The following is a 12,851-nucleotide window of genomic DNA, read 5'->3' on the forward strand; positions in this document are numbered from 1 at the left end:
GCCCCGTACCGCATCCACTCCCCGCCCGGCCTTCCGTCCGGAGCCGGTACGCACCGCGTACGACGCCGTCACCGCCGCCTCGCGCTATCTCGGCTGGCTGGGCTTCCCGGACGTCGTGGCGACCGCCACACCGGGAAAGCGCCCGGCCACCGGCATCGATCTGCGCGGCCCCGGCCTGATCGCCACGGTCGACCCGGCCACCCGGCCCGCCGCGCTCCGCGACATCGAGTGCCTCTGGCTGCACGGCCTGAACAGCTCGTCACGTACCGTCTTCTTCTCCCTGACCGGGTACGCGGACGACACGCGGGCCCGCGCCGAGGAGCTCCGCATCCCGCTGTTCGTCCTGGACACGGAGGGCGCCGTCCGGCCCGCGAACGGCCCGGCCGACGAACTGGTGAGCACGGGCGCCTGATCCGCACAGGGCCCCAAGACGCCTTCGAGCCCGGGCAGTTACCCTCATGGGAGGGTATGTCGGACACGACGGGGGGGCTCGCGTTGGATCGCCTGCCAGAAGCGGATCCGGAAGCGACCGTCCGGCCGGCGCCCGCCGCGCTGCCACCCGCGCTGCGCGCACGGCTCGGGCTGACCGCGTTCCTCGCCACGCTGGTGGTCGTCGCACTCGGGGTCCTGTACGCGGGCCACAGCGAGCCCGGCAGGGTGGACAGGTGGTTCGTCCTGCCGACCTCGGACAGCATACGGCCGCCGTGGCGGAACGTCGCTCTGGCCCTGGACTTCTTCGGGGAGCCCGCCGGAGCGGCGGTGCTGCTCGTGGCCGCCGTGACGGGCTGCCTGCTGCTCAGGCAGCCCCGCGCATTGGCGCTCGCCGTTGTCGGCGCCGCTCTCGCCATCGGCACGACCACACTGCTCAAGCACCTGGTGGGACGTACCATCCACGGTGCCGACAACCTGTCCTATCCGAGCGGGCACACCGCCTTCGCCACCGCACTCGCCTACGTGGTGGCGCTGCTGGCGGCCGGTCGGCTGGGCTTCGGCAGGACGGCCGGCACATTGCTCGTGCTTGCCGCGGCACTGGCGGCCGGCGCCGCCATGGGCTGGGCACAGGTCGCCCTGAGCGCGCACTACCCGACCGACGTCCTCGGCGGCTGGTGCACCGCGCTGGCGGTGACCCCGGCTGCCGCGTGGCTGGTCGACCGGGTGGCGCACCTCACGTCACACCAAGCGGCGGAAGACGGGCTTCACCGGCCGCCCTCCTAGCCAGGGTGTGGGGTCGGCGGCGTCAAGTGCCTTGCGGTACACCGCACATGCCTGGGCCACCACCTCGACGGTGTGCTCGATGTCGGCATCGCTGAGCGCGCTGCTCACCACGAACGACGGGGCCAGCACCCCGCCCGCGAGGAGCCGGCGCAGGAACAGAGTGCGGTACTGCTGCGACGGCTGCCCGTTCTCGTCGAGCGTGGCGAAGACCAGGTTGCTGGCCCGGCCCCGGACGACGAGGTGATCGCCGACGCCCGTAACGGCCGCGGCATCGCGTACACCTGCGGCCAACCGCTCGCCGATGGCGTGCAGTTGCGCCGTGATGCCCTCTTCGGTGTAGACGGTCTGCACAGCCATGGCGGCCGCCAGGGAGTGCGTTTCGGCGCCGTGGGTGGTGGACAGCAGGAACACCCGGGCACCGGAGTGACGTAGCCCGCCCCACTCCATCAGGTCGCGGCGCCCGGCCAACGCGGAGACGGCGCACCCGTTGCCCAGCGCCTTGCCGAACGTGGAGAGGTCGGGTACGACGCCGTACAGGCCCTGGGCGCCCGCCTCCGACCAGCGGAAGCCGGTGATCATCTCGTCGAAGATCAGTACGCAGCCGTACCGGTCGGCGAGTTCGCGCAGGCCCGCGAGGTAGCCAGGCGGAGGCTCGGTCTGCCCCGCAGGCTCCAGGATCAGACAGGCGATCTCGCCCTCGTACCGGGTGAGCAGTTCCTCGGTGGCGGTCAGGTCTCCGTACGGGAACGCCACCGTGAGCTCGGTGGTCGCCGCCGGGATGCCGGCGGACATCGGCGTGGTGCCGATGAACCAGTCGTCGACGGAGAAGAACGGATGGTCACCGCAGATGGCCACCCGCGCGCGTCCGGTGAAGGCGCGGGCGAGGCGCACCGCGGCGGTGGTGGCGTCGGAGCCGTTCTTTGCGAATTTCACCATCTGGGCGGTCGGCACCGTGGCCAGGAAACGCTCCGCGGCCTCGACCTCGACGACGGAGGGCCGGACGAAGTTGCTGCCGCGGTCGAGTTCCCGGCGCACCGCCTCGTTCACGCGCGGGTGGGCATGGCCGAGGCTGACCGACCGCAGGCCGGAGCCGTACTCGATGTAGCGGTTGCCGTCGATGTCCCACACGTGGGCACCGCGGCCATGGCTGATGACCGGGGCCAGCTGCTCGGGGTACTGGTCGTCGCCCTTGGCGTAGGTGTGCGCGCCTCCGGGGATCATGGCGTGCAGCCGCTCGTTCGCCGCACGCGACCGGGGCAGGAGGAACTCCTCGGCGCCTTCGGTGTGTTCGGTTTGTTCGGTTTGTTCGGTGTGTTCAGTGTCCACGCCGGACCTCACTTCTCTGTGTGCTTCAGGACCTCTGCCAGGCTCGGTGCCTCCCGGTCCCGCTGCGACATCGATACGGCCGGCAGCGGCCAGGGGATGGCGAGTTCCGGGTCGTCGAAGGCGATCGTCACGTCCTCGGCCGGATCGTGCGGGCGGTCGATCCGGTACGAGGTGTCCGCGGTCGCGGTCAGCGCCTGGAAGCCGTGCGCACACCCCGCGGGAATGTAGAGGGTCGCCTGCGTCTCGCCGGACAGCTCGAAGAACGCCCGGTTGCGGTACGTCGGCGAGTCCGGCCGCAGGTCCACCACGACGTCGAAGATCTTCCCGTACGAGCACCGCACCAGCTTGGCCTCGCCTGCGCCGGAGCGCAGATGCAGCCCGCGCAGCACGCCCCGGACCGAGCGGGACAGGCTGTCCTGGACGAAGGAGTTCGGGTCGAGGCCCACCGAGCGGACCGCATCGGCGTCGAAGGTGCGGCAGAAGAAGCCGCGTTCGTCCGCGTACGGCGTCGGCTCGAAGAGGTATGCGCCCGCGATCTCCGGGACTCCGGTCGCTTTCATCGTGTCTTCCGCTCTGCGTGTGCGTGTGCGTGGGTGTGGGTGTGGGTGTGGCCGGTGGCGGGAAACAAGGCGGCGGTCAGGGCGGTGAGATGCTCCTCGATCTGACGGGCGGCGACCAGGTTCCGCTCGGCGAGGGTCTGTCGCAGCTCTGCCGATCGCTGCTCCAACTCCCTGAACTGTTCCAGCAGTTGGCCGGCGTCGACCTCACGGGCGGGATGGCAGTACGCGCCGAGGCCCATCCGTTCCATGAGCGCCTCGCTCTTCGCCGCGTAACTGAGGGCGAGCGTCGGTGTGCCGGCCTTCAGCGCGCAGATCAGGTTGTGGTAGCGGGTGGCCACCACGGTGTCGGCAGCCGCCGTCTCCTTCATCAGATCGGCCAGCGAGGTCACCTCGGCGTCGGTGACCAGCGGCGAGTCCACGGCGTCGAGGATCGCGGCGACCACCGACGCATCGCACGTGTCGCCGGTGAGCAGGCGGACCGGCCTGCCGTCCTCGACCAGCGCGCGGACGAACCGGATCATCCCGTCGAGATAGCGCCGGTGGATCTCGTCGGCCCTGGCCCGGTCGTCGTTGCCGCCGTGGAAGTCCATGACGCCGACGCAGACCGCTCCCGGCGGACCCGATGGCGCGCTCGTCCGGGGCGAAGGCAGCGCGAACGCGAGGTCAGGGTGGACCTCGTCGCGCGCGGTGTCCACGCCCATCTCCCGTATCGCGTCGCGGGACGGGGCGTCCCGGTACGAGCGGTAGGCGGCCAGCCGCGCCGACCAGCGCACCAGGGCCCGGGTCGGCCGGTTGCCGATCGGTGCGGCCCCGACGCCGACCAGCGCGACCGGGGTACGCAGCAGCCGGCCGCTCGCGCAGAGCAGGAACAGGGAGTACGGGAAGCCCCACGGCCGCAGCGGCAGCGTGGCCTCCAGCACGCCCATGCCCGGCACGATCACCACGTCGTGCCGGCGCACCCAGGCGGCGGTGCGGACAGGGTCGAGGAGTTTACCCAGACCCTTTCCCGCGATCGCGCCCGCACGTGACGCGGTCCGGTACTCGCCCCGGTACCAGTGCAGCCGCGTCGCGGGGATGCCGTACCGGGCCGCGACGACCTCGGCTCCGCCGCACAGCGCGTCCACGACCGCCTCCGGGTGCTCGGCGCGCAGGTGGCCGAGCACGGCTTCGAGCGATCCGTCGTTGCCGAGGTTGCCGGAGCCCAGCAGGCCGAACACCCCGACGCGCACGGAAGTTTCCTTCGCGGATGTCACACCTGCCTCCGCTCACGGCCGGCGACAAGGGCGTCGAGGGAGACGGTGAGCTCGGCCGGGTCGACCGAGGCGCGGTCCTCGACCCGCTCGCCGGCGCCAGGCCGGACCCGGCTGGTCATCCATGCGGCGAAGTGGCGGTGGCACGCCCGCCGGTCGGCCCGGGACAACGGCGCCCGCCGGATCGCCGAGGCGAAGCCCCAGAGGTACTCGGCGAGCAGCCGGGGCGTCGGGTGCAGCGGGCCTGCCCGGCGCGGGTCCAGGTTGACGCACCGGGAGCGCTTCGACGGGTTCGCCCGCTCGGCGCGGGTGGGGTGGTCACGGCGGAAGTACAGCAGCTCGGGCACCTGGTGGAAGCGCCCGTGCAGCGCGATCTCGGCGACGAACGTACGGTCCGCGTGGTGGTAGCTGTCCAACGGCTTCACCCGGCGCAGTACGTCGGCCCGGATCACCCCGTAGAAGTCGTCCCCACCGGGCTCGAACAGCAGGCTGCGGAAGCGCTCCGGTGCGTGCGGGGAGCCGGTGGTGAGCTTGTACTCGTACGGGACCGTCACCTGGCCGGCGCCGTCGATGATCGCCTGGTCGCTGTGCGCGAGGATCACGTCAGGACGCTCGTCCAGCGCCTCGACACAGCGCCGCAGGAGGTCCCTTGCGTACAGGTCGTCGTGCGAGGCCCACTTGAACAGCTCGCTCCGGCACTCGTCGAACACCCGGTTGTGGTTCGGCGTCGCGCCGATGTTCCGGGGCAGTCTGAGGTAGCGGATGCGTGAGTCCTGAGCCGCGTACGTGCGGCAGATCTCCTCGGTCCCGTCGGTCGAGGCATTGTCGGAGACGACCAGTTCGAAGTCCTCGTAGGTCTGACCGAGGAGGGCGTCCAACGACTCGGCCAGGTACTCCTCGCCGTTGTACACGGGAAGGCCGATGCTCAGCCTGGGTTGGGCGGTCATGAGGTCCTCACTTTGGAGATGGCGTGGGGGTGTTGGAGATGGTGTGGGGGTCGCGCTCGCGGAGGGCGGAACGCAGGTGCAGCCACCACACGGCCGAGCCGCCGAGGGTCGCGGTGGCGACGCCCCAGGCCGAGCCGACCGTTCCGGCGAGGGCCGCCCCGCCGAGTCCGCCGCTCACATAGAAGGCGGAGGCGAACAATTGGGAGCGCAGGCTGTGCCGGGCCGCGCCGAGCGCGCGCAGCCCGGCCGCCGCGCCGGTGCCGAGGCCGGCGCCCACGACGGCGAGGGTGACCGGCACGATGAGGTGCGAGGAGGAGTTCCAGACGTCGCCGAGCACGAACTCGCCGAGCCGGTCCGGCATCAGCAGCAGCACCCCGCCCCAGAGCAGCGCGGCGGTGGCCTGCCCGCCTCCCAGTACGAGGCAGAACGTGCCGAGACGGTGCGGGGCCTGCCGCAGCACCCGTGCCGCCTCCGGGACGGTGACCAGCGAAAGCCCCATCAGCACGGCGAGGAACGGGCCGAGCAGGAGCTCGGCTCCCCGGACCGCACCCACCGCGCCGATCCCGACTATCGCGCCGAGCCCGTACGCCCGCAGCTGGTTCGCGCCGCTGAGACTGACGTTTTCGACCAGGTACCGGTAGCCGAGGTCGCGCTGCTCGCGAAGCCAGTCGCGCGCCCCGGTCACCCGGGGCCGGATACCGGACTGGAACCAGCCGTACCCCGCCGCCACCGTGGCGGACGCACCCCAGGCGAGCACGAAGCCGGCCACGGTGCCCGCGCGGGCCGCCACCACCATGGCAGGGACGAGGGCGACGGCCCACACGACGTCGTTGACGAACGCCTTGCGACCGGCACCTGCGGCGAAGAAGGAGAACCGCCAGGCGTCCTGGAGCAGCAGCCCGGGCAGCATGACGCCGAGGCAGGCGAACGCGGGCCCCACCCGGCCGCCGAGAGTGAGCCCGGCCACCAGGCACACCGCGCCGATGGCCGTGCCCACGCAGAGTGCGGTACCCGACGACCGGGCCACCGCCCCGCGCCAGGACGCCTGCGACACGCCGCTGAAGCGCACCACGAGCGGATCGGTGGCGAGGCCGCGGGAGACGTTGAGCACCACGCCGTAGGTCACCCAGGCGAGGCTGAACGCGCCGAACGCGAGCACCCCCAGCGAGCGGGCGACGTAGATGCCCACCACGAAGTTGCTGATGCTGGAGGCCGCCTGGTCGGCCAGCCCCCAGGACAGCCGGCCGACGACGGCCCGCCGGGCGGACCGGTCCGCTCCCGTCGTCCTCTCCCCCTCGATGGTCATCGGCGTCAGGCCTTGACCAGCCCGGCGCCGTGCAGGGCGTCGGCCGCGGCGGCGACGGTGTCGAACGGCAGAGCGGACCGCTCGGCGACGTCGAGGAGACTGTGCTCGCCGTCGCCGAGGCTGAGCACCCAGAGCATGGCCATCTGGGCCTGCTTGGTGTCGCTGCGGCCGCCGAGCGCGTCGTACAGCCCGCGGCGGCCCAGCTGTGGTTCGCCGTAGGGGCTGAGGTTGAGGTACCGCCGGTTGCGGTCGAGGACGGCGAACGCCTCGCGGCAGACGGCGAGGGTGTCCTCCATCGCCTCCGGGGAGACGAAGTCCGGGTTGTCCGCCGAGGTGTGGTACTCGGGGTAGCCGGCGTACGGCGTACGGCTGAGCGAGCCCACACCGAGGTCGAACCCGGGCGAGCAGAACTGCCGCTCGTCGTAGCCGTATGGAGTGAACTCCTTTACATCGTGCGGCCGTTCGGAGTCGGAGAGGACGTGTCGCATCACCCGGTCGATCTCGGCGTCGCCGCGTCTGCTCTGCTTGTACGTGAGCCGGCCCCGGTCGCCGGCGCATGCGAGCACCAGGCCGTGCTTGACCCTCTCCACCCGCTCCGCGTTGCGGGCCAGCCAGGTGATCGCCCCGATGGTGCCGGGCGCGAAGATGAACCGGTAGGTGTAGTACGGGGTTTGCCCGGATTCGGCCAGCGCCCTGGCCAGGTACGTCGCCACGGCGATGCCCGCCAGGTTGTCGTTGGCCAGCGACGGATGGCAGACGTGGCAGGAGACGATCACCTCGTCGGAGACCTGCCCGGGGACCACGTGCTCGGCATAGGTGAGATGGCCGTCGGCGAGGGTGGAGTCGATGCGCACCTCGTACTCACCGTCCTCCATCGCGTCCAGGGTCTCCTGGGCCAGGCAGAACCCCCATTCCGGTGTGTAGTAGCTGGTGCGGTACGGCACCCAGGCCGGGTGGTCCGGCAAGGTGTGCAAGTGACTCCGGAGCTCGGCCAGTTGCATGGTCGCCGAGACCGGGACGCTGTAGCCGAGCACATGCAGGCTGGACGCGGCGAAGTCGACGACCCGGCGGCCTGTGGAGTCCGCGATGTACGCGTCCCTGATGTTCCACTCCTGCGGCACCGTCCAGTCGAGCACTTGCGTACCGGTCGGGATCTCATGCACCTGGAGCGGGATGAACTCGCCGACGATGTCCAGGGTGGCGCGCACGCCGTCGCCGGTGATGCTCCGGCAGAGCGGGTACAGCCGCTCCACCAGGGCGTGCATCTGCTCGCCGGTCGCTGTCATCGGCGCCACCGCAGGGTGTCGTCGACGGTGCCGGCCTCGGACGCCGCGCGCAGCACGGCGAGGCGGGTGAAGCGCCGCTCGAAGTCCTGCGAGGTCAGCCCGTGTTTGCGGTAGGCGTCGGCGAGTTCGAGGGCGCCGGCCTTCACCGTCCACTCGCAGTCGAAGCCGGGAATCGCGGTACGGAACCGGGAGAAGTCCACCCGGTAGGACCGCGGATCGGCACCGGCCTCCCCGGTGATGACCACCTTCGCGCCGGACACCGCCTCGGCGACCTGCTCGGCGATCTGGGCGACCGTGACGTTGTTGATCTCGCTGCCGATGTTGAACGCCCGGTCGTGCACCGCTTCGCGCGGCGCGTCCAGCGCGGCCGTGAAGGCCCGGGCGATGTCGGCCGCGTGCACCAGCGGGCGCCAGGGGGTGCCGTCGGAGAGCACCAGGACCTCACCGGACAGGAGCGCGTGGCCCACCAGGTTGTTGAGGACGATGTCGGCGCGCAGCCGCGGCGAGTAGCCGAAGGCGGTGGCGTTGCGCATGTACACCGGGGTGAAGTCGCCGTCGGCCAGGGCGTGCAGGTCGTCCTCCACCCGCACCTTGGACTCGGCGTACGGCGTCACCGGGCGCAGTGGGGCGTCCTCGGCGACCAGGCCGCTGCCGCCGGATGCCCCGTACACCGAGCAGGTCGACGCGTACAGGAAGCGCCGCACTCCGGCGTCGCGGGCCAGCCTGGCAAGGCGTACGGACGCGTGGTGGTTGATGTCGTAGGTGAGGTCGGGCGCCAGTGATCCCAGCGGGTCGTTGGAGAGCGCGGCCAGGTGGATCACGGCGTCGATCCCGGCCACGTGTTCGGCCGTGACGTCGCGCAGGTCCACCCGGTGCCCCGACGGGTCCGCGGGAGGCGGGCCAAGGACGCAGTCGGCGAACAGGCCGGCGTCGAGACCGACGACCTCGTGTCCGGCGGCGGCGAGGACCGGGGCCATCACGGTGCCCAGATAGCCTTGGTGTCCGGTCAGCAGTACTCGCAAGGTGGTTCAACCCCCCAGGTTGAGAATGAGTTTGGTGACGGCGAACGCCTCTGCATAGCGCTCGTGGCATTCGATTCCGCGGATGCGGGCGAGACCGAGGAAGGCCTCGCGGTCGTACCAGGGCCGGTGCCGCTGCGAGGCATAGTGCTCCTGCAACAGCTGCACTTTCTGTTCGGCGGTCTCGGGCGAGAGCGGCTGGTACGCCACCGGGCGGCCGAGATCGCCGTCCCACTTGACGATCTCGTAGCCGAGGACGAGGTGGTCGCGGAACGCGGTGGGTATGAGCTGCGCCAGCCCGCGGTGGTCCTGGTGCGCGTCATCGGTGCGCGGGGCCAGGATCAGGTCAGGATCGGTCCCCGCACGCAGTTCCTCGACCGCGGCCTTGGCCTCGTCCCAGTGCACGGGCATCCGGCCGTCGGGGAGTTTGAGCACGGTCAGCCGCAGGTCGGCGCCCGGGCAGAAGGCGGCGAGCGCGGCCCGCTCCTCCTGCTCGCGCTCGCTGCCGCCACCCGAGAGCACCAGGGCGTCGACGCGCACACCCGGCCGCGCGAGGCACAGCGTGAGCAGCGTGCCGCCGGCGCCGATGGCGATGTCGTCGCAGTGCGCGCCCACCGCGACGATCCGCTCCACCGGCCCGCCGCCGAGTCGGATCACGCGCCCACCCCGGAGTTGTCCCGCTCCCATACGGCCCACGGGCGGTCGCCCCTGGCGTAGGCGGAGTCGAGCGCGGCCCGCTCCTTCACGGTGTCGGTCGGCTTCCAGAAGCCGCGGTGCTGGTGCGCCACCAGCCTTCCCTGCTTGGCCAGTTGGGCGCATCCGTCGGCGACCAGGTCGCCGTTCTCCGGTATGTGGTCGAAGATTTCCTGGCGGAGCACGAAGTAGCCGCCGTTCTCCCACATCGGCAGTTCGCTCACCGGGGTGATGCCCCCGACGAGGCCGTCCTCGCCCAACTCCACGCAGTGGAACGAGGACTGCGGCGGCACCACCATCATCGACGCCCCGGCGTCACGCCGGGAGAAACGGTCGATCATCACCGGCAGCGGGGCATCGGTGAGCACGTCGGCGTAGTTGGCGAGGAACATCTCGTCGCCGTCCAAGTGGTGGCGCACCCGGCGCAGCCGCTCCCCGATCGGTGACTCGATGCCGGTCTGCGCGAACGTGATCGTCCAGTCCGAGATGTCGGTGGACAGCAGTTCGGTCCGGCCGCCGCGCAGCACGAAGTCGTTGGACGTCGTCTCCTCGTAGTTGAGGAAGAAGTCCTTGATGTGATGGGCGCCGTAGCCGAGGCACAGGATGAACTCCGTGTGCCCGAAGTGCGCGTAGTAGCGCATGACGTGCCAGATCAGCGGCCTGGGACCGACCATCGCCATCGGCTTGGGCGCTTCATCGTAGACGCCGGCTCCGCTGCGCATGCGCATCCCGTAACCGCCGCAGAACAGGACGACCTTCATGCTGTGACCTCTTTCACGTACGCCACGTCGACGATGCTCAGTTCCGGGATGGGGAAGACAAGGCGGCCGCCCCACTCGTGCACGTACGACAGCTGCTCGACCAGCTCGGCCCGCAGGTTCCACGGGAGGACGAGTACGTAGTCCGGCTTGTCCGCGGCGATCTGCTCGGGCGGCAGGATCGGAATGCGGGTGCCCGGGGTGAACCTGCCGTGTTTGTACGGGTTGCGGTCGACCGTATAGGCGAGCAGGTCGGGGCGGATGCCGCAGTGGTTGAGCAGGGTGTTGCCCTTGCCCGGGGCGCCGTAGCCGACGACCGTCTCGCCGCGCTCGGCCGCCGCGATGAGGAACTTCAGGAGGTCCCGGCGCACCTTGGCCACCCGCGCGGAGAACTCGGTGTACCCGGACAGCTCCTGCAGTCCGGCGGCCTTCTCCCGCGCCAGCACGTCGGCCACGCGCGCGGTCGGCTCGCCGGCCACCTCGGCCGGCCGGGCCCACAGCCGGATGGATCCGCCGTGCGTGGGCAGCAACTCGACGTCGACGAGGGCGAGTCCACCGCTGGCGAGGGCCCGGATCGCGGAGGCGACCGTGTAGTACTGGAAGTGCTCGTGGTAGATCGTGTCGTACTGGTTCTCCTCGATCAGCGTCAGCAGGTGCTGCACCTCGATGGAGACCCAGCCGTCGTCGGCCACCAGGGCACGCAGCCCCTGGGTGAACCCGATGACGTCGGGAATGTGCGCGTACACGTTGTTGGCGACGACCAGGTCCGCCGGGCCGTGCTCCTCGCGGACGGCCGCGGCCGTGTCCGGGCTCAGGAACGCCGTGAGCGTGGGCACCCCCGCGTCACGCGCCGCGGCGCCGACGTTGACCGACGGTTCGATGCCCAGGCAGCGGATCCCCCGGTCCACCACGTGCCGCAGCAGGTATCCGTCGTTGCTCGCGACCTCGGCCACGAAAGCATCGGGGCCCAGGCCCACCCGCTGCACGGCGTCCTCGACGAACGTGCGCGCGTGCTCCACCCAGGAGGTCGAGAAGGAGGAGAAGTACGCGTACTCGCTGAACGTCTCCTCCGGCGTGATCAGCGGCGGTATCTGCGCCAGCCAGCAGTCGGTGCAGACCCGCAGATGCAGCGGGTACGCCGGTTCCGCCCTGTCCAGTTGGTCCGCGGCGAGAAAGCTCTCACATGGCGGCGTCGCCCCGAGATCGACGACGCTCGTCATCGCTTCCGAGCCGCAGAGTCGGCATTGAGTCATGTGCTGTCCCCATCCCCCCTGCTCGCGCGGGTGTCCCCGCTGCGAGTCTGTACTGACCGACCCGCGATCGCGGTGCGGTACTCCTCCACCAGGCGCTCCAGGCCGACGGCCGGGCTGAAGCCCTGCTCGTAGCGGCGCCGTGCTGCCTGCCCCATCTCCCGGTTACGGTCAGGGCCTGCCGTGATCCGGCGTATGCACGACGCGAGCGAGGCGCTCTCGCCCGGCCGGTGCAGCAGCCCGGTCACCCCGTCCTCGACGAGTTCGACGAAGGCGCCGTGACCGGCGGCGACGGCCGGGACCCCGGCCGCCATCGCCTCGACGACGACCAGGCCGAACGCCTCCAGCCATGTCGAGGGAGCCACCACGGCGACCGAGCGCGCGATGGCCTTCTGGCACTCCGCCGTGTCGTACAGGCCGACGTGGCGCACGTCGCCCCGGCCCGCCGCCCAGGCGGTCACCTCGTCCTCCAGCGGACCGGCGCCGGCGATCACGAGCGGCACGCCCACACCACCGCTCGCGGCGATCTCGTCCCACGCGGCCATGAGCAGCCGTACGCCCTTGGTCTCCGCGAGCCGGCCCAGGAAGAGCAGATGCTCGCCTTCACCTTCGCGGCGGGCGTCCGGGTCGGGCACGAAGTTGTGCTTCACCGCCAGGCGCTCGGCCGGCATGCCGGCCCGCACCAGGACGTCGCGCTGCGCCCCGGAGATGCAGAGGAACCGCTCCACGCCCGACCACCACCGCCGCCGGTTGACGGACAGGCTGACCGCGAGCGGCACCGTCGCCAGGCGGGAGTTGCGGTAGCAGCCGTGCCGTACGGCGGGCAGCGGCGTCGAGCCGACGCACTCGGTGCACGGCCGGCCGTCCCGCTGCAGCGTGCCGGGCGGGCAGACCTGGGTGTAGTTGTGCAGCGTCGCGACGGCGGGCACGCCGGCGTCGGCGCAGGCGGCGAGGACCGCGGGCGACAGGAGCGGGAAGACGTTGTGGACGTGGACGATGTCCGGCCGGTCGGTGCGGAGCCGGGCGGCGAGTTCGGTGCGGACCGCCGGGTTCCACGGCACACGGAGCGGCAGCGCGGCCTTGGCGAGCAGGGACAGCGAGGCGATGTCGTCACTGCGCCGCTCGAACACCTCGACCCGGTGGCCGGCCGCGCGCAGCAGCTCCACCTCCTGGTCGACGACCTTGTTCTCGCCGCTCGGCTGCGCCGAGGCGTAGCGGTTGTGCACCACGAGGACGTACAT

At 71.3% G+C, this 12,851-nt stretch carries 12 protein-coding genes and 1 pseudogene; 2 read left to right on the forward strand and 11 right to left on the reverse strand.

What is annotated here, in order from left to right; genetic code table 11:
* Positions 1-412: pseudogene (locus tag J0695_RS08100) on the forward strand (hypothetical protein); the annotation flags it as partial.
* Positions 413-468: 56 nt separating this feature from the next.
* Complete coding sequence (locus J0695_RS08105; RefSeq protein WP_206961183.1) at positions 469-1,215, forward strand: phosphatase PAP2 family protein; 747 nt, start codon at positions 469-471, stop codon at positions 1,213-1,215.
* Here the strand turns inward: J0695_RS08105 and J0695_RS08110 are convergent.
* The 11 genes from J0695_RS08110 to J0695_RS08160 form a co-directional block, all read right to left on the reverse strand.
* Positions 1,171-2,436: a glutamate-1-semialdehyde 2,1-aminomutase gene (locus J0695_RS08110; protein ID WP_242552366.1), complete on the reverse strand. Its 1,266-nt coding sequence runs from the start codon at positions 2,434-2,436 to the stop codon at positions 1,171-1,173. The genes J0695_RS08105 and J0695_RS08110 overlap by 45 nt on opposite strands.
* Positions 2,437-2,549: 113 nt before the next feature.
* Entirely contained in the window at positions 2,550-3,101 is a 552-nt protein-coding gene (gene rfbC / locus J0695_RS08115; RefSeq protein WP_206961185.1) for a dTDP-4-dehydrorhamnose 3,5-epimerase, read from the reverse strand.
* A complete protein-coding gene (locus J0695_RS08120) occupies positions 3,098-4,354 on the reverse strand; it encodes a polysaccharide pyruvyl transferase family protein (RefSeq protein WP_206961186.1) in 1,257 nt (418 codons plus the stop codon). The genes rfbC and J0695_RS08120 overlap by 4 nt, the downstream gene beginning before the upstream one ends.
* A complete protein-coding gene (locus J0695_RS08125; RefSeq protein WP_206961187.1) occupies positions 4,351-5,298 on the reverse strand; it encodes a glycosyltransferase family 2 protein in 948 nt (315 codons plus the stop codon). The genes J0695_RS08120 and J0695_RS08125 overlap by 4 nt, the downstream gene beginning before the upstream one ends.
* A gap of 7 nt (positions 5,299-5,305) precedes the next feature.
* Positions 5,306-6,604: an MATE family efflux transporter gene (locus J0695_RS08130; RefSeq protein ID WP_206961188.1), complete on the reverse strand. Its 1,299-nt coding sequence runs from the start codon at positions 6,602-6,604 to the stop codon at positions 5,306-5,308.
* 5 nt (positions 6,605-6,609) lie between these two features.
* Positions 6,610-7,899 carry a DUF4910 domain-containing protein gene (locus tag J0695_RS08135; protein WP_206961189.1) on the reverse strand — a complete coding sequence of 430 codons (1,290 nt, stop codon included), beginning with the start codon at positions 7,897-7,899 and terminating at the stop codon, positions 6,610-6,612.
* Positions 7,887-8,912: an NAD-dependent epimerase/dehydratase family protein gene (locus J0695_RS08140; RefSeq protein ID WP_206961190.1), complete on the reverse strand. Its 1,026-nt coding sequence runs from the start codon at positions 8,910-8,912 to the stop codon at positions 7,887-7,889. Before J0695_RS08140 ends, J0695_RS08135 begins: the two co-directional genes overlap by 13 nt.
* A 6-nt stretch (positions 8,913-8,918) precedes the next feature.
* Positions 8,919-9,566, reverse strand: a complete 648-nt coding sequence (locus J0695_RS08145; RefSeq protein ID WP_206961191.1) for a PIG-L deacetylase family protein — start codon at positions 9,564-9,566, stop codon at positions 8,919-8,921.
* On the reverse strand, positions 9,563-10,363 hold the full coding sequence (locus J0695_RS08150) for a glycosyltransferase family protein (RefSeq protein WP_206961192.1): 801 nt from the start codon (positions 10,361-10,363) through the stop codon (positions 9,563-9,565). The genes J0695_RS08145 and J0695_RS08150 overlap by 4 nt, the downstream gene beginning before the upstream one ends.
* Positions 10,360-11,613, reverse strand: a complete 1,254-nt coding sequence (locus tag J0695_RS08155; protein ID WP_206961193.1) for a class I SAM-dependent methyltransferase — start codon at positions 11,611-11,613, stop codon at positions 10,360-10,362. The genes J0695_RS08150 and J0695_RS08155 overlap by 4 nt, the downstream gene beginning before the upstream one ends.
* Positions 11,610-12,851: a glycosyltransferase gene (locus J0695_RS08160; RefSeq protein WP_206961194.1), complete on the reverse strand. Its 1,242-nt coding sequence runs from the start codon at positions 12,849-12,851 to the stop codon at positions 11,610-11,612. The genes J0695_RS08155 and J0695_RS08160 overlap by 4 nt, the downstream gene beginning before the upstream one ends.

This window comes from Streptomyces beijiangensis, assembly GCF_017315755.1.
Lineage (GTDB): Bacteria > Actinomycetota > Actinomycetes > Streptomycetales > Streptomycetaceae > Streptomyces > Streptomyces beijiangensis.